The sequence below is a fragment of the Viridibacillus sp. NPDC096237 genome (assembly GCF_050278625.1).
Taxonomy (GTDB): Bacteria; Bacillota; Bacilli; order Bacillales_A; family Planococcaceae; genus Viridibacillus.
This window is the reverse complement of the sequence record NZ_JBNNTI010000001.1, coordinates 498,239-522,545: the sequence shown is the minus strand read 5'-3', so window position 1 is coordinate 522,545 and position 24,307 is coordinate 498,239. Positions and strand designations below refer to the sequence as shown.

The 24,307-nt window shown below is 35.9% G+C and carries 23 protein-coding genes and 1 pseudogene; 17 read left to right on the top strand and 7 right to left on the bottom strand.

The features are described 5' to 3' along the window. Positions 1-435: 435 nt before the first annotated feature. Genes qoxA through qoxD form a run of 4 tightly spaced genes read left to right on the top strand, consistent with a single transcriptional unit; the run spans position 436 to position 4,215 of the window. The gene (gene qoxA / locus ACQKMD_RS02685; RefSeq protein ID WP_427749205.1) at positions 436-1,353 is read left to right on the top strand and encodes a cytochrome aa3 quinol oxidase subunit II; all 918 of its coding nucleotides are present in this window, start codon (positions 436-438) and stop codon (positions 1,351-1,353) included. Between the two features lie 35 nt (positions 1,354-1,388). Next, positions 1,389-3,332, top strand: a complete 1,944-nt coding sequence (gene qoxB, locus ACQKMD_RS02680) for a cytochrome aa3 quinol oxidase subunit I (RefSeq protein ID WP_427749203.1) — start codon at positions 1,389-1,391, stop codon at positions 3,330-3,332. Continuing rightward, complete coding sequence (gene qoxC, locus ACQKMD_RS02675; protein WP_427749201.1) at positions 3,332-3,934, top strand: cytochrome aa3 quinol oxidase subunit III; 603 nt, start codon at positions 3,332-3,334, stop codon at positions 3,932-3,934. The genes qoxB and qoxC overlap by 1 nt, the downstream gene beginning before the upstream one ends. Continuing rightward, positions 3,934-4,215, top strand: a complete 282-nt coding sequence (gene qoxD / locus ACQKMD_RS02670) for a cytochrome aa3 quinol oxidase subunit IV (protein ID WP_427749318.1) — start codon at positions 3,934-3,936, stop codon at positions 4,213-4,215. The genes qoxC and qoxD overlap by 1 nt, the downstream gene beginning before the upstream one ends. 302 nt (positions 4,216-4,517) lie before the next feature. Here qoxD and ACQKMD_RS02665 read toward each other — a convergent pair whose 3' ends face one another. Both ACQKMD_RS02665 and ACQKMD_RS02660 read right to left on the bottom strand, forming a co-directional pair. Next, positions 4,518-5,180, bottom strand: a complete 663-nt coding sequence (locus tag ACQKMD_RS02665; protein WP_427749199.1) for a hypothetical protein — start codon at positions 5,178-5,180, stop codon at positions 4,518-4,520. A gap of 33 nt (positions 5,181-5,213) precedes the next feature. After that, positions 5,214-5,339, bottom strand: a pseudogene (locus tag ACQKMD_RS02660) (TetR/AcrR family transcriptional regulator); the annotation flags it as partial. A gap of 114 nt (positions 5,340-5,453) precedes the next feature. Here ACQKMD_RS02660 and ACQKMD_RS02655 point away from each other — a divergent pair. The 5 genes from ACQKMD_RS02655 to ACQKMD_RS02635 all read left to right on the top strand — a co-directional run bounded on the left by ACQKMD_RS02655 (position 5,454) and on the right by ACQKMD_RS02635 (position 11,461). Continuing rightward, positions 5,454-8,543, top strand: coding sequence for an efflux RND transporter permease subunit (locus tag ACQKMD_RS02655; protein WP_427749197.1), 3,090 nt, complete (start codon positions 5,454-5,456; stop codon positions 8,541-8,543). A 164-nt stretch (positions 8,544-8,707) separates the two neighbouring features. Further along, entirely contained in the window at positions 8,708-9,367 is a 660-nt protein-coding gene (locus ACQKMD_RS02650) for a CidA/LrgA family protein (RefSeq protein ID WP_427749195.1), read from the top strand. Beyond that, on the top strand, positions 9,364-10,041 hold the full coding sequence (locus tag ACQKMD_RS02645; RefSeq protein ID WP_427749194.1) for an LrgB family protein: 678 nt from the start codon (positions 9,364-9,366) through the stop codon (positions 10,039-10,041). Before ACQKMD_RS02650 ends, ACQKMD_RS02645 begins: the two co-directional genes overlap by 4 nt. 133 nt (positions 10,042-10,174) lie before the next feature. Next, positions 10,175-11,137, top strand: a complete 963-nt coding sequence (locus ACQKMD_RS02640) for an NAD(P)H-dependent flavin oxidoreductase (protein ID WP_427749192.1) — start codon at positions 10,175-10,177, stop codon at positions 11,135-11,137. A 39-nt stretch (positions 11,138-11,176) separates the two neighbouring features. Then, positions 11,177-11,461, top strand: a complete 285-nt coding sequence (locus ACQKMD_RS02635; RefSeq protein ID WP_427749190.1) for a UPF0223 family protein — start codon at positions 11,177-11,179, stop codon at positions 11,459-11,461. A 30-nt stretch (positions 11,462-11,491) separates the two neighbouring features. Here ACQKMD_RS02635 and ACQKMD_RS02630 read toward each other — a convergent pair whose 3' ends face one another. Beyond that, entirely contained in the window at positions 11,492-12,124 is a 633-nt protein-coding gene (locus ACQKMD_RS02630) for a YktB family protein (protein ID WP_427749188.1), read from the bottom strand. A gap of 157 nt (positions 12,125-12,281) precedes the next feature. Between ACQKMD_RS02630 and ACQKMD_RS02625 the strand changes: the two genes are divergently transcribed. Next, entirely contained in the window at positions 12,282-12,479 is a 198-nt protein-coding gene (locus tag ACQKMD_RS02625; RefSeq protein WP_427749186.1) for a hypothetical protein, read from the top strand. Positions 12,480-12,619: 140 nt separating this feature from the next. Next, positions 12,620-13,411: an inositol monophosphatase family protein gene (locus tag ACQKMD_RS02620; protein WP_427749184.1), complete on the top strand. Its 792-nt coding sequence runs from the start codon at positions 12,620-12,622 to the stop codon at positions 13,409-13,411. A 65-nt stretch (positions 13,412-13,476) separates the two neighbouring features. Here ACQKMD_RS02620 and ACQKMD_RS02615 read toward each other — a convergent pair whose 3' ends face one another. Further along, on the bottom strand, positions 13,477-13,662 hold the full coding sequence (locus tag ACQKMD_RS02615) for a DUF5325 family protein (RefSeq protein ID WP_427749182.1): 186 nt from the start codon (positions 13,660-13,662) through the stop codon (positions 13,477-13,479). 183 nt (positions 13,663-13,845) lie between these two features. Between ACQKMD_RS02615 and typA the strand changes: the two genes are divergently transcribed. Both typA and ACQKMD_RS02605 read left to right on the top strand, forming a co-directional pair. Next, on the top strand, positions 13,846-15,687 hold the full coding sequence (typA, locus tag ACQKMD_RS02610) for a translational GTPase TypA (protein WP_427749180.1): 1,842 nt from the start codon (positions 13,846-13,848) through the stop codon (positions 15,685-15,687). Positions 15,688-15,716: 29 nt separating this feature from the next. Next, the gene (locus ACQKMD_RS02605) at positions 15,717-16,106 is read left to right on the top strand and encodes a YlaH-like family protein (RefSeq protein ID WP_427749179.1); all 390 of its coding nucleotides are present in this window, start codon (positions 15,717-15,719) and stop codon (positions 16,104-16,106) included. A 102-nt stretch (positions 16,107-16,208) separates the two neighbouring features. Here ACQKMD_RS02605 and ACQKMD_RS02600 read toward each other — a convergent pair whose 3' ends face one another. Together ACQKMD_RS02600 and ACQKMD_RS02595 are read right to left on the bottom strand one after the other, a co-directional pair. Then, positions 16,209-16,412, bottom strand: a complete 204-nt coding sequence (locus ACQKMD_RS02600; RefSeq protein WP_427749177.1) for a YlaI family protein — start codon at positions 16,410-16,412, stop codon at positions 16,209-16,211. A gap of 14 nt (positions 16,413-16,426) precedes the next feature. Then, the gene (locus ACQKMD_RS02595; RefSeq protein ID WP_427749175.1) at positions 16,427-16,927 is read right to left on the bottom strand and encodes a peptidyl-prolyl cis-trans isomerase; all 501 of its coding nucleotides are present in this window, start codon (positions 16,925-16,927) and stop codon (positions 16,427-16,429) included. Between the two features lie 178 nt (positions 16,928-17,105). Between ACQKMD_RS02595 and ACQKMD_RS02590 the strand changes: the two genes are divergently transcribed. The 3 genes from ACQKMD_RS02590 (at position 17,106) to pyc (ending at position 22,070) form a co-directional block, all read left to right on the top strand. Further along, positions 17,106-17,387: a DUF1507 family protein gene (locus ACQKMD_RS02590; RefSeq protein ID WP_427749173.1), complete on the top strand. Its 282-nt coding sequence runs from the start codon at positions 17,106-17,108 to the stop codon at positions 17,385-17,387. Between the two features lie 67 nt (positions 17,388-17,454). Then, on the top strand, positions 17,455-18,624 hold the full coding sequence (locus ACQKMD_RS02585; RefSeq protein WP_427749171.1) for an FtsW/RodA/SpoVE family cell cycle protein: 1,170 nt from the start codon (positions 17,455-17,457) through the stop codon (positions 18,622-18,624). Between the two features lie 14 nt (positions 18,625-18,638). Next, positions 18,639-22,070 (top strand): pyruvate carboxylase, encoded by a 3,432-nt coding sequence (pyc, locus tag ACQKMD_RS02580; protein ID WP_427749169.1) that lies wholly within the window; start codon positions 18,639-18,641, stop codon positions 22,068-22,070. 65 nt (positions 22,071-22,135) lie between these two features. Here pyc and ACQKMD_RS02575 read toward each other — a convergent pair whose 3' ends face one another. Then, positions 22,136-23,056, bottom strand: a complete 921-nt coding sequence (locus ACQKMD_RS02575) for a COX15/CtaA family protein (protein WP_427749167.1) — start codon at positions 23,054-23,056, stop codon at positions 22,136-22,138. Positions 23,057-23,379: 323 nt separating this feature from the next. Between ACQKMD_RS02575 and cyoE the strand changes: the two genes are divergently transcribed. Further along, positions 23,380-24,297 carry a heme o synthase gene (gene cyoE, locus ACQKMD_RS02570; RefSeq protein WP_427749165.1) on the top strand — a complete coding sequence of 306 codons (918 nt, stop codon included), beginning with the start codon at positions 23,380-23,382 and terminating at the stop codon, positions 24,295-24,297. Positions 24,298-24,307: the final 10 nt, after the last annotated feature.

Genomic DNA, 24,307 nt, shown 5'->3' with positions numbered 1-24,307 from the left:
ATTACTAGTACACATTTTGTACAAAAAACATACATAGAACGTTCATAATGATGAGAAATTCTTATGTTTATGGAGAGCTTTTAATTTTTTTATTAAGTATTAAGGTTTATAATTTCATTTGAATCGAGCGAGAAAATTGAATGTTCCTCTGAAGAGTATTAGGCGCGAAAACCTGGGTGCCTAATTTCTCCTATTGGTAACGTGAGAATGTATTTAATACTTTATCTCAATTATGTAGGCTATTAAAACATCGAGACTACAATGAATTGTCTCATCGTTGCCAAACAAAAGGAGTAATCCTCAATAATCTAGCGAATTCAAAATGAGTTTTTTGTTTTGGAATACTATGAATTTTTTAGGAGGACGATTTTTTCAAGTCTATTTAATATTCTAAAACACATATCAAGTAAGTGGTTTTTTTGAAGGGAGTACAATATGAATAAAAAAATGCTAATCTTGCCAACGTTAATGTCAATCATGGCTTTATTCCTATCTGGTTGTGAACCATTAATGATTTTTGATGCAAAAGGTCCAAATGCGAAGACTTTATCAAATACAATTGTTTTATCCATTATCGTGATGGCGTTTATATTGTTAGTTGTTTATGTATTATTAGCGAATATGCTTATAAAATATCGCGCATCTAAATCACCGAGTGATTATGAACCACCGCATGAAGAGGGTAGTACAAAACTCGAAATTATTTGGACAGTTATCCCAATTCTTATCGTAACTGCACTATCAATTGTTACGGTTAGTACTACATCAAAAGTTGAAAGTAAACAAACAGGTTATGACAATAAAGAACCAATCGTTATATATGCATCTTCTTCTAACTGGAAATGGCATTTTAGCTATCCAGAAGAAGGCGTTGAGACAGTAAACTATGTTAACATTCCAACGGATCGCCCAATTGAATTTAGGCTATATTCATTTGGTCCAATCACAAGTTTTTGGATACCTCAATTAGCAGGACAAAAATATGCGATGAGCGATATGGTAACGAAAATCCATATGGCAGCAGATGTCGAAGGTTCATTTATGGGTAGAAACTCAAACTTTAACGGTCAGGGATTTGCTCAGATGGAATTTGAAGCACAATCAATGTCTCAAAAGGACTTTGACGAATGGGTATCTGACGTGAAAGCGAATGAGCCAGCGTTAACAGAAAAAACATTCAATGAATTACTAGATACGGACATCGTAGGCCGTAAAAGTTTCTCTTCTACACATTTAACATTTAGTCCTGCTCCAGAAATGGATCATGGAAATTCGTCAGATATGTCTGATGATGCTGGAGATATGGATGGTATGGATATGTCAGATGAAGAAATGAAGCATTCTAATCACTAGGTTGCTAGATTAGATGTATGAAAGGAGTCACAAAAATGAGCATGAAAGAATTATTTGAACCGATGAAAGAGCCAATGATCATGGGCGCGGCCATTAGTATTGTAGTAGGTGCCATTGCGATTGTTGCTGGTCTGACTTACTTCAAAAAATGGGGCTATTTCTATAAAAACTGGCTTACTACAGTTGACCATAAAAAAATCGGTGTTATGTACATTGTTGTTGCATTAGTCATGCTGTTCAGAGGTGGTATTGACGCCTTATTAATGAGAGCGCAAACTGCTATTCCTGAAAATGGTTTGCTAAATGCTCAGCACTATAATGAAATCTTCACAACTCACGGTTTAATCATGATTATTTTCATGGCAATGCCGTTTATTATCGGGTTAATGAACGTAGTAGTACCATTACAAATTGGTGCGCGTGACGTAGCGTTTCCTCGATTAAATGCACTTAGCTTTTGGCTATTTGCTGCAGGTGCAGGATTATTAAATATTTCCTTTATCATCGGTGGATCACCAGATTCTGGTTGGTCAGCATATTTCCCACTAGCTAGTATTGAATTCAGCCCAAGTGTTGGGAATAACTATTATGCTTGGTCATTACAATTATCAGGTTTAGGTACGTTAATGACTGGTATTAACTTCATTACTACTATTATGAAAATGCGTGCACCAGGTATGAAATTAATGAAAATGCCTATGTTCACTTGGTCAGCATTAATTACAAACGTCATTATTACATTTGCTTTCCCTGTTTTAACAGTGGCACTTGCACTTATGACATTAGATCGTCAATTCGGTACTAAATTCTTCGCTATGTCTGATGGCGGTATGGATATGCTATGGGCCAACCTATTCTGGGTTTGGGGTCATCCGGAAGTATATATCGTTATTCTACCGGCGTTTGGTATTTTCAGTGAGGTTATCTCTGCATTCTCACGTAAAAACCTATTCGGTTACAAATCAATGGTCATGAGCATGGTCTTGATTTCTTTACTTTCATTTATGGTTTGGGTTCACCATTTCTATACAATGGGTCACGGCGTTATGGTAAACAGTATCTTCTCTATTACAACAATGCTGATTTCTGTACCGACGGGGGTTAAAATCTTTAACTGGTTGCTTACAATGAGGCATGGTAAGATACAATTTACAACCCCGATGCTTTATGCACTTGCATTTATTCCAATCTTCACAATCGGTGGGGTAACAGGAGTAATGCTAGCGATGGCTAGTGCTGACTATCAATATCACAACACAATGTTTTTAGTTGCCCACTTCCACTATGTACTAATTCCGGGTACTGTGTTCGGTGTGTTAGCAGGTTACCATTTCTGGTGGCCAAAAATCTTTGGTTTCCGCTTAAACGAAAAATTAGGGAAATTAGGTTTCTGGTTCATTGCAATTGGCTTCAACGTTGCTTTCTTCCCGTTATTCATTCTTGGTTTAGACGGCTACGCTCGTCGTATGTTCACTTATTCTGCAAGTACTGGCTATGGTCCATTAAATATGATTTCCTTCTTAGGAGCTCTAGGTATGGCTGTCGGATTTGCATTCATTTGTTATAACATTTACTATAGTTTCCGTCACAGCCCACGCGACGAAAACGGCGACCCTTGGGATGCGCGTTCACTTGAATGGGCAACACATAGTCCAGTCCCTGAATATAATTTTGCGATTGTACCCCAAGTGGATCAATTAGATGAATTCTGGTATGCGAAAAAAGAAGGGCGAGATATTACGGCAGGTAAATATGAACGTATTCATATGCCTAATAATAGTGGTGCTCCAATGTGGATGGCCGGTGTACTATTCCTATTCTCATTCTTCTTTGTATTTAGTGTTTGGGCAGCTGTTATCGCCTTTGGTATAGCTACACTTGGATTTATGGCATTCCGTTCATTTGAAAAAGATCACGGTCACTATATCGAAGTGGCTGAAATTGAAGCAACTGAACGTCAATTGAGAGGTGACAAATAATGTCGAAAGAAAATACATCACTTCCATTAGAATATCGTACTGAGGAAAATCGATTAAAGGTTTTTGGTTTCTGGATTTTTCTAGGTGCTGAGATTATCCTATTTGCAACTTTATTTACTGTATATTTCATATTGCAGAATCGTACAGGTTCAGGTCCTGCTGGTTCAGAAATCTTTGAAATGTCACCAGTATTAATAGAAACTTTCTTATTATTAACAAGTAGTTTCTTAATTGGACTCGGTGTTCATGCCATGAGAATTGGCCGCACAAAAGCAATGATAGTGTTCTATATCTTGACATTATTACTTGGAGCAGGTTTCTTGGCTGTTGAGGTAATGGAATTCGTAACATATGTTCATGAAGGTGCAACAATTACAAAAAGTGCCTTCTTATCATCATTAATGACTCTACTTGGTACGCATGGTGCTCACGTAATGTTTGGTTTACTGTGGGGGATTGCGATCATCGTACAAGTAGTTAAACGTGGATTAAATACGCAAACTGCAAACAAAGCATTTATCTTCTCGTTATACTGGCATTTCTTAGATGTCGTATGGATCTTCATCTTCAGCTTCGTTTATCTGAAAGGAGTGTTGGGATGATGAAAGAATTATTTCCAAAAGAACATGTTATTGGGTTTATAGGGTCACTGATATTAACATTAGCTGCACTAACAGTTCTTATTGATGGTATACCAAAAGGAGTAGCAATGACTATTTTAGGTGCGACAGCTCTAGCGCAAGCTGTTGTACAACTCGTGCTATTCATGCATATCGGAGAAACAGAGGATAAAAAATCTCTTTACACAAGTGTCATTTACGCTGTAGTGGTTGGTCTTATTACTATCTTTGGTTCATTGTTAGCGATGGTCTGGGGATATTAAGATATATAATGGAAAAAGCAGTTCAAAGTAAATTACTTTGGACTTCTTTTTATTTATAAATTCACTACAGTTGTTCATATGCATTTTTGGTCGTTACATTTCAGATTAGTTAAGATCAATTGTTACATAAGTTTTGGAAGTTCGTCTAGTAAATCGGAGAGTGAAAATGATAGTTTAATATTGACCGACTAGTCATATCCCTTTAATGCCGAGTATAGTATTAGGTAAAGGTGTTAATTTCGATTATGACATATGAATAAAAAGAGATAGTTGTGCATCGTTGCGACTATCTCTTTTGTATGCTATGAAAGTTGTGTTGTATATTGTTTTATTAATAAAGCAAGCCATTGTAAATTATTTTCTTGTTTAATATTTGACATCATCCCTTTTAACAAAGCAAGGCGAGGATTAGTAAGCTCAAATTCATCCTGTATTAAAGTTAAAGTGTCCTCAATAATAGGATGTTCTTTATAAGTTTCCTTCCAACGAGTTACTTCCTCTTGCACTTCAGATGCAGTAACAGAATATGCTTGAATACGAGGTTTGCATTGCCATAATTGTTCAGTAACAAAAGTTTTTTTAGTATGTTCGACTAGAATATCTAATTTTTCAATAAGTGTAGAACTTAAATGAATAAAATCGTAGGGCTGTCTATGAAAAATGATGAATTCTGAATAGCCTTTCATAACCCCCTTTAAAAAAATGAGAATGTCATATTGAAAAGGCTCAATGCGCTTTCCGTAGACTTCATTTAATAATGCAAGGGTCGTTTTATCTGCAAGATCATTATAATAATTGAACTTTTGAAGTATTTGTTCATTAATTGGATTCATTTGCTCTTTCATAAACATTGATATTAATGGCAACTTTTCTTCAAATAACTGAAAATGTAATAGAAAATAGTTTTCGAGCTTTTCTTTTGGAAATATGTCACTTTCTAATAAATCATTATATTGACCAATCATTTCTCTCAAAAAATGTTCGAATATAGCTATGAATAAATCATCTTTCGATTTAAAAGATAAGTAAAATGCGCCTTTTGAAATACCGCATGCATCTGTTATATCTTGAATAGAGGTTGAAGCTATGCCGTCTTGTGCGAATAATTCTACAGCTTTTTCGATAATTAATTGTTGCTTAGATATAATAATTCACTCCCTATCATTAAAAATTGACAACTGACTAATCAGTCATTATTATATAGAATAGTGACCAAATAGTCAAAAAGGCGGTGCAAGATGCATTCTACAATTAAATTTATGCTTAAAAACAAGCTGGCGGTATGGTTAGTTACTATTATCCTAGCAGTAGCGGGTGTTTATGCAGGCTTGAAAATGAAGCTTGAGACAATCCCTGATATTTCAATTCCGATTGTCACAGTTACGACAGTCTATCCTGGTGCAACACCAGAGCAAGTAACAGATGATATTTCTATACCATTTGAGAAAGCGGTTAACAATTTAAAATCAGTAAAATCTGTGTCCTCCAATTCATATCAAAATGCATCAAGTATTCAAATAGAATTTGAATATGGTGCTGATATGAAAGAAGCAGCTGATAATGTAAAGGAAGCAATCGCAAAAATCGACCTTCCTGATACAGCACAAACACCAACTATTGACCGTGTAAATATTAATGCATTTCCGGTTGTAGCTTTAAGTGTTTCAGACAAAAATAAAACAATCGAAGAGCTAACAAAAACGGTAGAAGATTACTTTGTTCCGAAAATGGAAGCAATCGATGGTGTCTCTTCAGTAGCAGTAACAGGTCAACAAGTTGAAAAAGTTCAATTAACTTACGATCAAAAAAAATTAGCGCAATACGGCCTAGATGAAGCTACGGTTAAGCAATACATTCAAGCGATGGATATCACAGTTCCACTAGGTATGTTTCAATTCAAGGATGCAGAACAATCAGTGGTTGTAGATGGTAAATTAACAACGTTAAAAGATTTAAAAAATCTAGACATTCCTGTGCGACCACAAGCAGGAGCAGCAACATTAGGACAGCAACAACCTGCTGAGCCATTTGTGAAATTAGGTAAGCTTGCTAAAATCGAAATGATTGGCGACGTAGAATCTGTTTCTCGTACAAATGGTCAATCAGCAATTGCTGTACAAGTTGTGAAATCACAAGAAGCAAACACAGTTGACGTCGTAAACGATGTTAAAGAAGCTTCGAAACAATTTGAAAAAGATAATAAAGGCATGCAAATTGATATAACTATGGACCAAGGTAAACCAATCGAGAAGTCAGTATCAACAATGTTAAACAAAGCATTATTCGGTGCTATTTTCGCAGTAATTATTATTATGCTGTTCTTACGTAACATTCGCTCTACAATTATTTCAATCGTATCGATCCCACTATCTTTATTAATTGCTGTATTGATTTTGAAACAATTCGATATTACTTTGAATATGATGACACTTGGTGCGATGACTGTAGCAATCGGTCGAGTTATCGATGATTCTATCGTAGTAGTAGAAAATATATATCGTCGAATATATTTAGAAGGCGAGAAATTACAAGGTAGAGCGTTAATACGTGAAGCAACGATTGAAATGTTCAAGCCGATTTTATCTTCGACTCTTGTCACAGTAGCGGTATTCTTACCACTTGGGTTAGTTGGCGGTATGGTAGGTGAATTGTTCATGCCGTTCGCATTAACGATGACATTTGCACTTGGTGCATCATTAATCATTGCGATTACAGTCGTACCGGTATTAGCGCATACATTGTTCAAAAAAGAGTTATATGGTAAAAAACAAACGAAAAAGGAAGAACATGGCAAGCTGTCGCAAAGCTATAAAAAATTACTTAGCTGGGTACTTGATCATAAACTAGTTACATCTATTGCTACAATTGCAGTTTTAGTAGCAAGTCTATTCTTAGCACCGTTTGTTGGATTTAGTTTTTTACCGGACGATGAACAAAAAATGGTCTACTTAACGTATACACCAGAGGCTGGTGAAACACGTGATAGCGTTATTAAAGACGTTGAAGAAGTAGAGAAAATGATTATGGATAAAAAAGATGTGCAAACAGTTCAAGTATCAATTGGTGGAGCAAATCCAATGATGCCAGGTGCTTCAAATGGAGCATTAATGTATATTATCTATAATCCTGATACAAAACAGTTTAGTGATATCAAAGCTAAATTAATAGAAGAAGTTGTTGCTGTTGACCAAACAGGAACTTGGAAAAGTCAAGATTTCTCAACTACAGGCTCAAGTAGCGAATTAAATTATTCGGTTTACGGGAATACGTTGGAAGAAATCAAGCCAGTTGTAAGAGATATTGAAAAAATGATGAAAAAGCGTGATGATTTAAAAGACGTTAAAGCATCACTGTCTGAAGCATATGATGAACACACATTAGTAATCGATCAAGATAAAGTAAAACAATTGGGCTTAACAACAGGACAAATTGCAATGGCGATTAACCCGAACGTGCGCTCAGAAGTATTAACATCGATTAATAAGGACGGTAAGAAAATCGAAGTTTCTGTTCATAAAGAAACAGCATCACCAGATGACTTTGCTGATGTATTAAAACAAAAAATCAAATCTCCTCTTGGTATGGAAGTTAAACTTTCAGAACTAGTAGATGTTAAAGAGGGGACAACTTTATCTCAAATCAATCGTAGTAAAGGCAAAATCTATGCGAGCGTAACAGCTACAGTTACTTCAAAAGATATTACAAAAGCATCAAGTGCAGTACAAAAAAATATCGATAATCTAGATCTACCAAACAACGTCGAAGTAAATAGCAGCGGTGTGGCAGAAGATATGGCTGAAGCATTCACTCAACTAGGATTAGCGATTCTAGCTGCAATTGCGATTGTTTACTTCATTCTAGTTGTAACATTTGGTGAAGGATTAGCACCATTAGCAATTCTGTTCTCTCTTCCATTTACTGTAATAGGTGCGCTGGTAGCATTATGGATAACTGGCGAAACAATTAGTGTATCTTCAATGATTGGTCTATTAATGTTAATAGGTATCGTAGTAACAAATGCGATTGTATTAATTGACCGTGTAATTCATATGGAACATGAAGGTATGACAATGCGCGAAGCAATTTTAGAAGCAGGAGCAACTCGTCTTCGTCCAATCTTAATGACTGCAATTGCAACTGTAGGGGCTTTAATTCCCTTAGCGATTGGGGCAGAAGGAAGCGGCTTGATATCAAAAGGCCTAGGTGTAACAGTAATCGGTGGTTTAATCAGTTCTACTGTATTAACTTTAATCATCGTTCCACTTGTTTATGAACTATTGTCTAAGATGTTGAAAAAGAATCGAGCATCTGAAAACTTTGACGATTAATTATAAATATTGAAAATAGGAAAGAAGCTATCTAACATTACTTAGTTAATGAAGGATGGCTTCTTTTTTATTCCAGTTAGATTCATAGACATCTAGAGAAGATAGGCGTACAATATTTCGTATTACTTTATAAACGTGGTATGTGTTAAAAGGAGAGTTACGAAATGCAATCTAAAGTAGGGAAATTGAAATTAGTAAAACACAAAAATGGAAATTATAAGATAGCGATAAAAAATGCCCAAGTAAATGATCTAGAAATAAACGAAACAGTAGTGAATGAACAGGAAATGAAAGAGCAAGAAGTGAAAGAATCTGAAAAAAGTGAAGTTGAAGTACGAAAAATGGAAATAAAAGATTTGTCAACAACACAAATGGATTCGACGCAATTGAAGCAGAAAAATGTTAAAAAAATTAAAATTTTAGAACAAAGATCAATTAAATGGATGCGTATAATTTTACAAATGGTAGTATTATATATTTTCTCATTTGTTGGCACGACTATCGTAAATTTGTTAGGTGTCAAATTTCCGGGTAGTATTGTTGGTTTACTCATTTTATTTGCTTTGTTACTTAGTAATGTAATGCCGGTATCACTGATTGAAGAAGGAGCAGGATTTATGTTAGCAGTTTTACCGTTGTTTTTCGTTCCGGCAACAGTAGGTGCTATTAAGTATCCTGAATTATTATCTTTACATGGTATATTGCTATTACTCACAGTTATAAGTAGTACAATTTTTACTATTATTGTATCAGGGAGAATATCAATATTTTTAGAGAAAAAAGAAAAGGTCGAATCTGAAGAAATGAAGGAGGGCGTAAAATGAAAGCTATAGCCATTATACTTATAACTATTTTCATATTTTATTTAATGTCAAAATTATATGCTCGTTTTTCGACTCCGTTTTTGCTTCCTATATTAACAACGACAATTATAGGTGTTTCAATTTTAGTGTTGGGTAATATTCCTTATGAAACATATATGACTGGTGGTAAATGGATTGATACGATGCTTGGGCCAGCAGTTGTAAGTTTAGCCTATCCACTGTATATGCAGCGACATATGATTAAAACGTATAAGCTGTCTATTATTTCTGGTGTTGTTGTAGCAATGATTTCAGGCCTAATTAGTGTTTTTGCCTTGGCAAAGCTATTGCGATTTGATGATGAAATGGTAAGGTCGTTACTTCCGAAATCGATTACAACGCCGGTTGCAATGCAAGTAAGTAGCTCTTTAGGAGGAATTCCTCCTATGACTGCAGTTTTTGTTATGGTAGCAGGCTTTACTGGCGCTATTTTAGGACCGCTTATATTCCGGGTGTGTAAAATCGATAGTGCAGTGAGTAGAGGTGTTTCAATGGGGAGTGGCGCTCATGGTTTCGGAATTTCAAAACTAACTGAATATGGCGAAAAGACGTTATCCATGGGATCAGTATCAATGACATTAAGTGCTGTTATTGGCGCATTTTTTTGTCCGATATTTGCAATGCTAATATTCTAAAAAGAGCATGTGAAAATTCTCTTTGAACTTTTCATATGCTTACTTTATTTCTCGGGAAATAAAATGAAAAAAGGGTTTCGCTAATATTCGGCGAACCAGTTTAATATAGGGAAACAAAGGGGAGTTGTAACAGATGAAATGGCAAACGAGAGTTACCGAATTATTAGGAATAGAATATCCAATCATTCAAGGTGGGCTTGCTTATTTAGCATATGCAGATTTAGCTGCTGCTGTATCGAATGCAGGCGGATTAGGACAAATAACAGCTATGAGTTTAGAAAGTCCTGAAGCATTACGAGAAGAGATTCAGAAAGTACGCAAGTTAACGGATCGGCCATTCGGTGTCAATTATGCTATCGGGCAGCATGGTCGATCATTTGAGCATATGTTAGCAGTAGCAATTGAAGAAAAAGTACCGGTCGTATCAATGACAGGTGGTAATCCTGCGCCAATTTTCAAACAACTAGGAGGGACAGATATTAAGAAATTAGTATTAGTTGCTGCGCGCAGACAAGCGCAAAAAGCGGAAGAGTTAGGTGCAGATGCCGTTATGGTTGTAGGACAAGAAGGTGGTGGCCATCTAGGTCGAGATGATATCGGGACAATGGTACTAGTACCTCAAGTTGTAGATGCTGTATCTATTCCTGTAATTGCATCAGGAGGCATAGGTGATGGACGTGGCTGGATGGCAGCACTTGCATTAGGTGCAGAAGGTATTGAAATGGGAACCCGTTTTATTGCTACTAAAGAATGTATTGATGCATCCGTTGCGTATAAAAACACCTTGATTAATAGTACGGAGGCAGATACGACTGTTATTAAACGATCTATAGGAGCACCAGCACGTGCTATTAGAAATAGTTGGACGGATCAAATTCATGATATCGAAAAAGAAACACCAACATATGAAGCTTTAAAAAATTTCATAAGCGGTCAAGCAAATAAAAGATTTATCTATGAGGGTAAGGAACAAGAAGGGTTTGGTTGGGCTGGACAAGTTACAGGATTGATCCAAGATGAACCGACTGTGAAGGAACTTATACAGCGAATGGTTGCACAGGCAACGGAAATACGCTTAAAATGGGGAGTACAATAATAAGGCTTTATTAGCCTGAATCAAAAGGTAGGTAAGATTATGGAATACTCATATCCGTTCTCAACGGACTGGTCTACAGAAGAGATTGTAGATGTAATTGCGTTCTTCCAAGCAATCGAAAAAGCGTATGAAACAGGTGTTAAACGCGAAGATCTAATGTCAAAATATAGACGTTTTAAAGGAATTGTACCAGCGATGGCTGAAGAAAAAACAATTTTCCGCGAATTTGAAGAAGTTAGTGGCTATGTAAGTTATTCAATTATTAAGCAAATGAAAGATGCTCCTGTAGGTTCAAAAATTAAAGGTGAAATAAGAAGAAGATAAAAGTAAAAGAACAGGCGTATGCCTGTTCTTTTACTTTTTGTTGACCATAGAATTATAAATAGGGACTAAAGCATCAAACGTTTCTTCGGTTAACTTCTCGAATTCTTCTGCAGATAATTGAATGGCTTCTTCTTTTGGAAGTTGTAGACCTACTATAAATTCTCCTTTTTTCACATCACGTAAGCGTTCCAGTAAACCAAGTAGCTGACCGTTATTCAAGGCTTCTTTGATATTAATGCCTTCAGGAGAAAAATGATCTCCTGAAACATAGAATTTCTTTGGTAGCTTGTTAAATAAATTTTGGTTTTTTAGCAAACGGTCAGCAATTTCGGCCTTACTTGGCGCTTCATAAATAACACAAAGAATGATGAATAGATGAGTGCCAAATAAGCCAACCTGAAAATGAGGAATTGATTTATAGCCGCGTTTGTACGGAGCAAATGCAACCCAGCTATCTTTTGGGGGATTTACTTTACGACGTGCATGTTTTGCTACATGAGGGAAAAATTCATCTGCAGTTTTTGCGGAAAAATATGTAGAAAATGTCGTACCTAATTCTTCAAATTTGGGTCTAACGGTATTGATAAGTGCTTCCATTCGTGGTTCTAAGCCATCTATGGAGAAAATGTCGAAATCTTTTTGAGTCCATTTTGTTCTAGGCATAATAATTTAACTCCTTTTGAAAGTTTATGTTTATTTTATTAGAAATTTGGGAAAAAATCTTGTAGAAGGACTTATCATTTTTCACATCATGCATATAATGTAGTAAGACACTTTAAGTCCTAGCTTGCACAAACAAAATAAAAAGGAGCTGGTTAGTATGAAACAAGTAGTACACATTATTCGCAAAGTTGATTATGAAAAGCAATATGTGAAGGGTCTGCAATTAGAAATGGATTATGAACTAGCAACATTATTTGATGCTCTGCAAGGTAAGGATGCAAAACAAATTGAATTAAGCAAAATTCGCCTTTCTGAAATTCATTTGGAATTGGAGGCATTTCATGCTTTTGCCTAAAGAGAGAATCAAAATTCGCCGGTGAACATCTGCTAATCAAATGAGAAGCAGATGTTTTTTTGCTATAATAGAGATAGGCAAAGAACATTAACTTGGATTTATAGAAATGATGTTTTTTTGCTTCGAAAGGTGGGGTTACGGTGGGGATTATAGCAATACATGAATTTACAGTTAAAATTATTCATGAAGCAGGAGAACGAATTCGTCAATCATTATCAGAAAAGTTAGAAATTGAAACAAAGGCTAATGCGAATGATCTTGTAACGAATATTGATCGTGAAACAGAATTGTTTTTTATCGAACAAATTCATTCTTATGATCCTGCATACAAAATTCTCGGTGAGGAAGGGATGGGGGAACCCCTTGAATCATTAGATGGTGTCGTATGGATAATTGATCCGATTGACGGGACGATGAATTTCATACGACAGCATCGTAATTTTGCTATTTCAGTTGGAATTTATGTTGATGGAATCGGAAAACTAGGGTACATATATGATGTAATGCGCAATGATTTGTACTATGCTATAGAAGGACAAGGCGCATACATGAATGATCGTAAGTTAGAACGACTACAACCGCTACCGTTAAATGAAGCGATTATAGGAATTAATGCTACTTGGGTTACACCAAATCGCTACATTGAACACAATAAGATGATAGACCTTGTACATCATGTTAGAGGGACAAGATCGTATGGCTCAGCTACTTTAGAAATTGCCTCAGTAGTATGTGGACGAATGGATGCTTATATGTCCATGCGTTTATCACCTTGGGATATTGCTGGTGGTGCAGTTATTGCAAATGAAGTCGGAGCGATTGTGTCGAACTTGAGAAATGAAGCGATAAATTTGGAGAAACAAGATACATTTATTATTGCAAATCCTAAAATTCATCAGACAATCATTGAACAATACATTCATTTGAAATAGAATATAGTTATAAATAAAAAGAATGAACTCGCAAAAAGCCAGTTCATTCTTTTTATTTGGAAAAGTTATAGCAAGCCTTTTTCACGGAATTGTCGTTTAGTTTTAAAGCCGTAGCCCATAATGGCACAAACTAATAAAATGGCGCCGAAGATACCAAGTACGCTTTTAAAAGCAACGGCGATTCCTATTGAACACATTGCTAGCACTGCAGCTAACGCAAAAAAAGCCATAACGACTTTAGCATTTTTCATTTTAAATCCTCCAGTTGATGAATTTGTTTGACTTATAAGTAATTATAACTTAAGTCCAACTAATAATTTTACTGTGAAATAATAAAAAAATTTGAAATACTAGTTGTTAAGAAAAGACAAGCAACATCTCTTGTGTTATAATAACACAGTTATGGACTCGAAAATAGAATGTGGAGTGGAATAATGACAAATTTACGTCAAGACATTAGAAATATTGCAATTATAGCTCACGTTGACCATGGTAAAACGACATTGGTTGACCAATTATTACAACAATCTGGTACTTTTCGTTCAAATGAAAATGTCGCGGAAAGAGCAATGGACTCAAACGACATCGAACGTGAACGTGGTATTACAATTTTAGCAAAGAATACAGCAGTAAACTACGAAGGTACTCGTATCAATATCCTAGACACACCAGGGCATGCCGATTTCGGTGGAGAAGTTGAACGTATCCTGAAAATGGTTGACGGTGTACTTTTAGTTGTAGATGCATATGAAGGTTGTATGCCTCAAACTCGATTTGTATTGAAAAAAGCATTAGAACAAAAATTAACACCAATCGTAGTAGTAAACAAAGTCGATAAAGATTCAGCACGTCCTACAGAAGTTGTGGATGAAGTAATCGACTTATTAATCGAATTAGGTGCTAATGAAGATCAATTAGAATTCCCTGTCGTATTTGCTTCTGGTGTAAATGGTACTGCATCACTTGATTCAGACCCATCTAAACAAGAAGAAAATATGAAATGCCTATTCGAGGAAATTATTAGTCACATCCCAGCACCAGCTGATACTCGTGATGAACCATTACAATTCCAAGTAGCATTACTTGATTATAATGACTACGTTGGTCGTATTGGTATCGGCCGTGTATTCCGCGGTAAAATCCATGTTGGACAACAAGTTGCACTTATGAAACTTGATGGCACTGTGAAAAATTTCCGTGTAACTAAAATCTTTGGTTTCTTCGGATTAAAACGTGAAGAAGTTGAAGAAGCATACTCAGGTGATTTAATTGCTGTTTCAGGTATGGAAGACATTAACGTAGGTGAAACTGTTTGTCCAACTGAACACCAAGAAGCTTTAACACCATTACGTATCGATGAACCAACATTACAAATGACTTTCTTAGTAAATAACTCACCATTTGCAGGTCGTGAAGGTAAATGGGTAACATCACGTAAAATTGAAGAACGTTTACGTGCTCAATTACAAACTGATGTAAGTTTACGTGTAGAAGATACTAATTCTCCAGATGCTTGGACTGTTTCAGGTCGTGGTGAACTTCACTTATCGATTCTTATTGAAAACATGCGTCGTGAAGGTTATGAATTACAAGTATCTAAACCAAAAGTTATCATTAAAGAAATTGATGGTGTGAAATGTGAACCATTTGAACGTGTACAAATCGATGTACCAGAAGATGCTGTAGGGTCAATTATTGAATCATTGGGTTTACGTAAAGGTGAAATGTTAGATATGGTGAACAATGGTAGTGGCCAAGTTCGTTTAATCTTCATGGTACCTGCTCGTGGATTAATTGGTTATACAACAGAATTTATGTCTTTAACAAAAGGTTTCGGTATTATTAACCATACTTTCGATAGCTATCAACCATTACTATCAGGTAAAATTGGTGGACGTCGTCAAGGTGTACTAGTTTCTATGGAAACAGGCAAATCAACTACTTATGGTATGATGCAAATTGAAGACCGTGGTACACTATTTGTTGAACCAAGTACAGATATTTATGAAGGTATGATTGTTGGTGAAAATACACGTGATGCAGACATTACTGTTAATATCATCAAAATGAAACAAAAAACAAATATTCGTTCAGCTAACAAAGACCAAACGAATGTTATTAAAAAACCTCGTATTTTAACTCTTGAAGAAGCATTAGAATACTTGGCTGAAGATGAGTACTGTGAAGTTACACCAGAATCTATTCGCCTTCGTAAACAAATTTTAAACAAAAACGAACGCGAAAAAGCAGCTAAGAAATCACGTAGCGCTGAGTAATCATTCGCTAAATGAAAGGAAGGAAAGTCTTGGATATTAAATCCGGTTTTTTAAGTGAACTGAATTTTATTCAACTTGCCGCACCTGATGTATCAAATAATGATGCATTTGTATTTGATAAAATGTATCCGGTAGCCAAGTATGTTTATCAAAATGCATCTGATTTTAGTGTTGCTAGTAATATTTTGTTATTGGTTATTTTCGCATTGTCGATTGTTGTATACAATCTTGGTTTTGCGAAGAAACTTAAGTTTTGGCAAAATATCGTTATTTATTTCTTCTTGTTTGTCGGCTGTATCTTTTTGACATTCTTTGCAGCCTATTTACCTGTAGTAGAAGGATTATTGATTATCGCACTTGTGTTAATCATGTATAAAATTGGTCTGCGTAGAGATAAAAAAGCTCAAACATCACAATAACGATCTAGTAAATCACATATAAAGAAAAGAGCAATTGAGGACAAGCTAGCTGAATCTCAATTGCTCTTTTTATATTTTATTTAAACTACATACATAGAAAAATTAGAACTCATCTTCAATAAGCGAATGCTTTTTCCTGAAAATAAATCGACCAGTTGCAATACGGGCATTCGTTTTTTCCGTAATGCGATCATGACAAGTGAGACACATATACGTATGAATAGGGCGATTTCGTAATTTTTTTGCTTCTGGTGAATAATCGGGTAATTCATTAATAGAATCGCAAATGACACACTTAACTCGCATCGTTCAAGTCCCTCCTATTCTACTCGGATTGCTACAAGACCTTTAATTGGGTTATCTACATTTGAACCGTCACCGTTGATTACATAGACAGGTCCGTTATCAGTTAGCATTTTACCGTCTTGGCTATATTTTAAGATAAGAGCCTCAGCTTCTTCTATAGGGAAGTTATATTCAGAGCCATCTCGGCATTCTAAAATAACCATAGTTGCGCCATCTTTAATTTCTGCATTGTTTAGGAATGGCTTTAATATGATACCGAATGTGCCAGTCATCATATGCTTTTTCTCAAATTTTCGTTCAGATTTTAAAGTTGGTGGAAATGTAGCTCCCTCCATAATTTCACGTGACCAGTGTTTACCGGCTTTTTCCATATATTCTTCGTCAGCGTTTACAACTACTCGTTCTTCAGTAAAATATGTGTCTAGATCTAATTTACGATCATCAAATATCCAAACGGTTGGATCTAATGTGATAGCAAAATTCACGGCACCTTTAATTTGAATGATAGATTCCATGTTGATTCCTCCTTGAATAGTACATTCCATATCTCAGTATACAGCTAATTTATGTAGTTAATAAAGAAATATAATTGGTTATACGGTTTACTAAGTTATATACTTGCAATTTTACTGCGCAAAAGATAAACTTTATTAAGATAGAATAGAAGAAATATCAGGTAATGGGGGCGTCCTCATGGATACAAAATCGCAAAGTTCATATCAGGAGAAGGCATTGGAACTCCTTATTGCTGACGCAGATAAAATTGCTAAGCTTATTAGAGTGCAGATGGAGCATTTGACAATGCCCCAATGCCCACTATATGAAGAAGTTTTAGATACACAAATGTTTGGCTTATCACGCGAAATTGAATTTGCAGTTAAGTTAGGCTTGCTTGAACGTGAAAAGGGAAGAGAGATTCTCGATTCACTGGAAAAAGAATTATCTGTATTGCATGATGCATTTACAGAGAAATAAGTAAAAAACTCAAACACGCTGTTGTTTGGGTTTTTTTGCTACAAGATGATTAAAAAGAGGTATTTACATGAAAACATACTTAAAAAGATACGCAAGAAATTTTGATTATCCACTGTTTTTTACATACTTATTACTTTGCCTTTTTGGACTGGTAATGGTTTATAGCGCTAGTATGGTATGGGCAGCAAGTAACTGGGGTTACAGTGCAGATTTTTATTATAAAAAGCAAATTACGAATCTATGTCTTGCTTCAGTAGCATTTGTAGTTGGGGCTTTCATTCCCTACAAGATGTATAAAGAAAATAAGATGATAGTATTTATGTTAAGCGTGATGTTCGCTTTGCTATTAGCCGTTTACTTTTTTGGTTTTAGTCCAGGTGATTCGGGGGCTAAAAGTTGGGTGAATCTTGGTTTTGCTAATTTACAGCCATCCGAGTTTGTGAAGATTATTATCATTTTGTACTTTTCAGCCGTTTTTGCTAAGAAATATGAAAAGGGGAAGATTGATAATATTAATGAATCAATCATTCCACCTATTGTTGTGTTATTTGCTGCTTCGTTTCTTGTCTTTCTCGAACCGGATTTAGGTACTATACTCATTATATTATTTATCGGTGTATCCGTAATTGCAGCGAGTGGAATTAAGATTAAAACCTTTAACAAAATTTTAGGGGTTTTAATGTGCTGTGCGGCGATTGCGTCAATTGGTATCTTCTTTATCAGAGATAGTTTTTTTACGGAGAAACGTATGGGACGTATTCGTGCTTATTTAAATCCTTTTGATGATGAACAATTTTTTGGTTATCAAATGGTTAATGGCTATTTAGCAATTGGTGCCGGGGGGATAAAAGGGCTAGGTTTAGGTCAATCTGTACAAAAAATGGGGTATTTACCAGAGCCACATACCGATTTTATTTTGGCAATCATAGCAGAAGAATTGGGTATTTTTGGAGTAGCGATTGTATTAGGCGGTCTAGGCTTTATTGTTATTCGAGCATTGCTCATTGCCTTACGAACAAAAGATCCGATGGCAAGAATGATTGCAGCTGGTATTGCCAGTATGATAGGGTTTCAAACGTTTATCAATGTAGGTGGATTAACGGGTATTATACCTTTAACCGGTGTACCTCTCCCGTTTATTAGTTATGGCGGAACCTCATTAATTTTGTTATCTTTAGCTATGGGGATACTTATAAATGTCTCCATGTTTGTGAAGAGAGAAAGGAATAAAGTTTAGAGGGGGTAAGGGAAATGGCAATTAATAAAATACTAGTGGCGAACCGTGGTGAAATTGCGATTCGTGTGTTCCGAGCATGTACAGAGCTAAATATTACAACAGTCGCAATCTATTCAAGAGAGGATAGTGGCTCATATCATCGCTACAAAGCTGATGAAGCATACCTTGTTGGTGACGGTAAGAAACCAATAGATGCGTATTTAGATATAGAAGGTATTTTAGCAATTGCTAAAGATGCAGGAGTGGATGCAATTCACCCTGGATATGGTTTTTTATCTGAAAACTTAGAATTTGCAAAACGTTGTGAAGAAGAGGGCATCAAATTCATCGGTCCAACTTCTAATCATTTAGATATGTTTGGTGACAAAGTAAAAGCTCGTGAACAAGCTGTAGTAGCTAATATCCCAGTAATTCCTGGAACAGATGGTCCTGTTGCATCTATTGATGAGGTACTAGCGTTTGGTGAGCAACATGGATTCCCATTAATGATAAAAGCTGCACTTGGTGGCGGCGGGCGTGGTATGCGAGTAGTACAAACTGCTGACGATGCTGTTGAAGCATATGACAGAGCTAAATCTGAAGCAAAAGCTGCATTCGGATCTGACGAAGTGTATGTAGAGAAATTTGTAGAAAAACCAAAGCATATTGAAGTGCAAATTTTAGGAGATAAAGAAGGCAATATTGTTCATTTATATGAGCGTGATTGCTCAATTCAACGTCGTCATCAGAAGGTTGTTGAAATTGCACCCTCTAACTCAATTACACATGAATTACGTGAAGAAATTTGCCAAGCTGCTATAAAATTAATGAAAAATGTGTCTTACGTAAATGCTGGGACTGTAGAATTTTTAGTAGCAGGAAATCAATTTTATTTCATCGAAGTAAATCCTCGTATCCAAGTTGAACACACGATTACAGAGATGGTAACAGGGATCGATATTGTACACGCTCAAATTAAAATTGCAGAAGGTTTATCTATACATAGTGATGAAGTTGGCATCCCTGAGCAATCACAAATCCCACTTTTTGGATATGCGATTCAATCTCGTGTAACGACTGAAGATCCATTGAATAATTTCATGCCAGACACTGGTAAATTGATGGTTTATCGTTCAAGTGGAGGTTTTGGAGTACGTTTAGATGCTGGTAATGGTTTCCAAGGTGCGGTCATTTCACCATATTATGATTCATTGCTGGTGAAAGTTTCAACTTGGGGTATGACATTTAAAGAAGCAGCGGCTAAGATGGATCGAAATTTACAAGAGTTCCGTATTCGTGGTATTAAAACGAATATTCCATTTTTAGAAAATGTTGTTCGTCATCCGAATTTTATAGATGGTCAGTTCGATACAAGTTTCATTGATACAACGCAAGAACTATTTTTATTCTCTCCACGTAAAGATCGTGGTACAAAACTATTAAGTTATATCGGGAATGTTACGGTTAATGGTTTCCCTGGTATTGAATATCAACAAAAACCAATTTTCTCAAAACCTCATAAACCAGAAATTAAAATTGTACAATCTATTCCTGCTGGTACGAAACAGATCTTAGATGAACGTGGACCAGAAGGTCTTGTGCAATGGATTAAAGAGCAAGATGATGTATTATTAACGGATACGACAATGCGCGATGCACACCAATCGTTATTGGCAACTCGTGTACGTTCACGTGATTTGTTTGATATTGCAGATGAAACAGCACAAATTATGCATAATTTCTTCTCACTAGAAATGTGGGGCGGTGCAACCTTTGACGTTGCATATCGTTTCTTAAAAGAGGACCCGTGGGATCGTCTAATTAAACTACGTGAAAAAATGCCCAATGTACTATTCCAAATGCTATTGCGTGGCGCAAACGCAGTAGGTTATAAAAACTATTCAGATAATATTATTAGAGAGTTTATCTCAAAATCTGCAGATGCGGGAATAGATGTATTCCGTATTTTTGATAGTTTGAACTGGATTAAAGGTATGGAAGTAGCTATTGATGCAACAAGACAGTCAGGAAAGATTGCAGAAGCTGCTATTTGCTACACAGGAGACATTCTAGATGACTCTAGAGCAAAATATACAGTTCAATACTATAAAGACATGGCAAAGGAATTAGAGGCTGCTGGGGCACATATTTTAGCTATTAAAGATATGGCCGGCTTATTAAAGCCAGAAGCTGCATATCGCCTAATTTCAGAATTAAAGGCTACGACAGATTTACCAATCCATTTGCATACGCATGATACAAGTGGCAATGGTATTTATTTATATGCTAAAGCAATTGAAGCAGGTATTGATATTATTGATACAGCGCTAGGTTCAATGGCAGGACTTACATCGCAACCAAGTGCTAATTCGCTTTACTATGCGATGAAAGGAAGCAAACGACAAGTAAGAGCAGACATTGAAGGACTAGAAAAATTATCTTACTACTGGGAAGATATTCGGAAATATTACAGCGACTTTGAAAGTGGCATGATTAGTCCGCATTCTGAAATTTACGTTCATGAAATGCCAGGTGGTCAATATAGTAACTTGCAACAACAAGCTAAGGGTGTAGGTCTTGGTGATCGTTGGGATGAAGTGAAAAGTATGTATTCCCAAGTTAATTTATTATTTGGAGATGTTGTAAAAGTAACACCTTCCTCAAAAGTAGTAGGAGATATGGCTTTATTCATGGTACAAAATGATCTAGATGAAAAATCAGTCATTGTACGTGGTAAAACAATCGACTTCCCAGATTCAGTAATTGAATTCTTCCAAGGTTATTTAGGACAACCATATGGTGGATTCCCAGAAGAGTTACAAAAAGTTATTTTAAAAGACCGTGAAGCAATTACTGTAAGACCGGGAGAATTATTAGAGCCAGTGGATTTGAAAGCACTCCGAGATGATTTTTTTAAAAAATATAGTCGTCCAATTACAAGCCATGAAGTACTTGCGACAGCTCTATATCCAAAAGTCTTTGAAGAATATATGAAGACAGTAGACATGTTTGGAGATGTATCAGTATTAGATACGCCAACGTTCTTATATGGTTTAAGACTGGGCGAAGAAATTGAAGTTGAGATAGAAAAAGGTAAAACACTAATCATTAAGTTAGTATCTATTGGCGAAGCACAATATGATGGTACACGAGTTCTTTACTTTGAATTAAACGGTCAACCTCGTGAAATTATTATTCAAGATATGACAGTCGAGGTAGATGGAGATCGTAAACCGAAAGCTGACCCTACAAATCCAGGTCAAATTGGGGCAACAATGCCGGGTACAGTTTTAAAAGTAGCCATTTCTAAAGGCAGCCCTGTAAAACGTGGCGAGCATTTGCTGATTACAGAAGCTATGAAGATGGAAACGACTGTTCAAGCACCTAAGGACGGCGTTATTAAAGATATTCATGTAGTAGCTGGAGATGCAATTTCAACTGGTGACTTGCTAATCGAAATGGAATAGTTGGCAGAAAAAAACACGCTTTTGCATATGCAAAAGCGTGTTTTTTTCTGCTTCTGTTACTAAATTTATTTACTTTTTTGATTTTGTCGACTTCTAGATAATAATAGAATCATATAACACAATAAACCAAACAATAGTGTGATTAATAATGAATGTAGTAATGCTAATGTGATATTTAAGCGAGAAAGAACTACAGCCATACCCGCTAACACTTGAAGTGAAACTATTATTAGTGCAATAATCCAACCCCAATAGAGGACACGTTGTTCTTTATAATGTTTAATAGCATGAATTGCAATGATTAGAATCCAAACAAAGATTAATCCTGCTGCAAAACGATGCCCCATTTGAACCCACTCATAGAAATTAGTAGGTAATCCAATTTCTTTGTTATTACATAATGGCCAATCTGGACAAATTAAACTTGCTTTTGTATGACGTACTAAGGCACCGGTATATACTACAAGATAAGAATATATCGTAACGCCGATTGTATGTCTTTTCAGCGTATTACCGATAATAACCTTGTCCGCATCAAATTTCTGATCGACTTCGAAAATAATTAATGTGAGTAAGAGTACTGCTGCAAATGAAATAAGTGATATACCAAAATGAAGAGCTAAAATAAAATCGCCTTGTCCCCATAAAACTTGAGCAGCACCGATTAAAGCTTGTGCAACCAAGAAGAATAATGCCATGAAAGATAAGAATTTTACTTCACGAATATGTCCTAATGCTTTCCAAGCCCACACTGTCAAAATCAAAATAAGAAATGACACGGCTCCAGTAACGACACGATGGGAAAATTCGATTAATACTTCTGTAGTAATTTCTTTTGGTATTAGAGAACCGTTACAATCAGGCCAATTTCTACCACAGCCCATACCACTATCAGTTTTTGTGACGAGTGCTCCGCCCAGTAAAATGAGCAACATTCCAATTGTTGCAGCAACAGCAAACCATTTCATGTATTTACTATATTGCATAATTGCCACCTACTTTATATATAGTAATCACCTTTTAAAGGTGGTACCTGCCTTTCTGATAATAGCGAAAATAGGATCAAAAAACAACTTGTAAAAAGTATTGTCATTCTAAAGAGAAAGTGATTTCACAAATTGTTCATAATATCGTACAAGAACCTTCACAATTAAAACGAGAAAATGATTTACTATAGATATGTTGTGTTAGAGAAACCGGTTCCAATTACCCTTCGACACGAAATTTCACTTTCTGTCTAGAAATCAACGCTATTTTTCGTTATAGTAGGGTTAACGGAATATGCTTATCAATCGAAAGGAGGGGTAATATGTCAAATGGTCGTATACTGTCTGCTAATGGAAATTCGGAACCTGAAGCAAGTTCTCTAGTAAAAGATTTTTTAGCACTTATCAAAATTGGTATTGTTAATTCCAATTTAGTAACAACTTTTACAGGACTTTGGTTGGCTTTTCAATTCACCAATAAACATTTTCTACAAGAATTGGATGTCATGTTCTTTACTTTAGTAGGTGCTGCATTCATTATTGCGGGATCTGGTGCGATGAATAATTATATTGATCAAGATATTGATCCGATAATGAAACGGACAAAGTCAAGACCGACGGTAACTGGTAGATTTAAGCCGAGTCTTGTATTGACAATCGCTCTCTCACTTTTAATTGTAGGTGAATTTTTGTTATTTATGGCATCTTTTGCTGCCGGTGTGTGGGGACTTGCAGGCATAATAAGTTACGTAGTCTTGTACTCCATGTGGTCAAAGAGAAGGCATGTAAGTAATACCGTTGTAGGAAGTATCTCCGGAGCTATTCCACCGCTAATCGGCTGGGCTGCTGTTGAGCCAGGACTTGGTTCTGGTGCATTGGCACTATTTTTAATAATGTTTGCGTGGCAACCACCGCATTTTTATGCACTTGCTATGAAGCGTACTGAAGAATACCGAGCAGCAAATATTCCAATGCTTCCAGTTGTAAAAGGCTTTGCAAGAACGAAACGTTCAATGTTAGTATGGGTATTACTGTTATTCCCACTACCATTCCTGCTTATGAAGCTCGGAATAGGATTTATTATTCTCGCAACAGTATTGAACCTTGGTTGGTTCACACTTGCTTTAACAGGTTTTAAAGCGACAGATGATCTAAAATGGGCGAATAAGATGTTTATTTATTCATTAAATTATATGACTATATTATTTGTCTCAATGATTATTTTCTCTGTCTTTGCCTAACTTTGGGATT

What these genes read in the sequence shown, in the direction of transcription:
- qoxA (WP_427749205.1), top strand. Translation starts at nt 436, where the DNA reads ATGAATAAAAAAATGCTAATCTTGCCAACGTTAATGTCAATCATGGCT.
- qoxB (WP_427749203.1), top strand. Translation starts at nt 1,389, where the DNA reads ATGAGCATGAAAGAATTATTTGAACCGATGAAAGAGCCAATGATCATG.
- qoxC (WP_427749201.1), top strand. Translation starts at nt 3,332, where the DNA reads ATGTCGAAAGAAAATACATCACTTCCATTAGAATATCGTACTGAGGAA.
- qoxD (WP_427749318.1), top strand. Translation starts at nt 3,934, where the DNA reads ATGAAAGAATTATTTCCAAAAGAACATGTTATTGGGTTTATAGGGTCA.
- ACQKMD_RS02665 (WP_427749199.1), bottom strand. Translation starts at nt 5,180, where the DNA reads ATGATTGGTCAATATAATGATTTATTAGAAAGTGACATATTTCCAAAA.
- ACQKMD_RS02655 (WP_427749197.1), top strand. Translation starts at nt 5,454, where the DNA reads ATGCATTCTACAATTAAATTTATGCTTAAAAACAAGCTGGCGGTATGG.
- ACQKMD_RS02650 (WP_427749195.1), top strand. Translation starts at nt 8,708, where the DNA reads ATGCAATCTAAAGTAGGGAAATTGAAATTAGTAAAACACAAAAATGGA.
- ACQKMD_RS02645 (WP_427749194.1), top strand. Translation starts at nt 9,364, where the DNA reads ATGAAAGCTATAGCCATTATACTTATAACTATTTTCATATTTTATTTA.
- ACQKMD_RS02640 (WP_427749192.1), top strand. Translation starts at nt 10,175, where the DNA reads ATGAAATGGCAAACGAGAGTTACCGAATTATTAGGAATAGAATATCCA.
- ACQKMD_RS02635 (WP_427749190.1), top strand. Translation starts at nt 11,177, where the DNA reads ATGGAATACTCATATCCGTTCTCAACGGACTGGTCTACAGAAGAGATT.
- ACQKMD_RS02630 (WP_427749188.1), bottom strand. Translation starts at nt 12,124, where the DNA reads ATGCCTAGAACAAAATGGACTCAAAAAGATTTCGACATTTTCTCCATA.
- ACQKMD_RS02625 (WP_427749186.1), top strand. Translation starts at nt 12,282, where the DNA reads ATGAAACAAGTAGTACACATTATTCGCAAAGTTGATTATGAAAAGCAA.
- ACQKMD_RS02615 (WP_427749182.1), bottom strand. Translation starts at nt 13,662, where the DNA reads ATGAAAAATGCTAAAGTCGTTATGGCTTTTTTTGCGTTAGCTGCAGTG.
- typA (WP_427749180.1), top strand. Translation starts at nt 13,846, where the DNA reads ATGACAAATTTACGTCAAGACATTAGAAATATTGCAATTATAGCTCAC.
- ACQKMD_RS02600 (WP_427749177.1), bottom strand. Translation starts at nt 16,412, where the DNA reads ATGCGAGTTAAGTGTGTCATTTGCGATTCTATTAATGAATTACCCGAT.
- ACQKMD_RS02595 (WP_427749175.1), bottom strand. Translation starts at nt 16,927, where the DNA reads ATGGAATCTATCATTCAAATTAAAGGTGCCGTGAATTTTGCTATCACA.
- ACQKMD_RS02590 (WP_427749173.1), top strand. Translation starts at nt 17,106, where the DNA reads ATGGATACAAAATCGCAAAGTTCATATCAGGAGAAGGCATTGGAACTC.
- ACQKMD_RS02585 (WP_427749171.1), top strand. Translation starts at nt 17,455, where the DNA reads ATGAAAACATACTTAAAAAGATACGCAAGAAATTTTGATTATCCACTG.
- pyc (WP_427749169.1), top strand. Translation starts at nt 18,639, where the DNA reads ATGGCAATTAATAAAATACTAGTGGCGAACCGTGGTGAAATTGCGATT.
- ACQKMD_RS02575 (WP_427749167.1), bottom strand. Translation starts at nt 23,056, where the DNA reads ATGCAATATAGTAAATACATGAAATGGTTTGCTGTTGCTGCAACAATT.
- cyoE (WP_427749165.1), top strand. Translation starts at nt 23,380, where the DNA reads ATGTCAAATGGTCGTATACTGTCTGCTAATGGAAATTCGGAACCTGAA.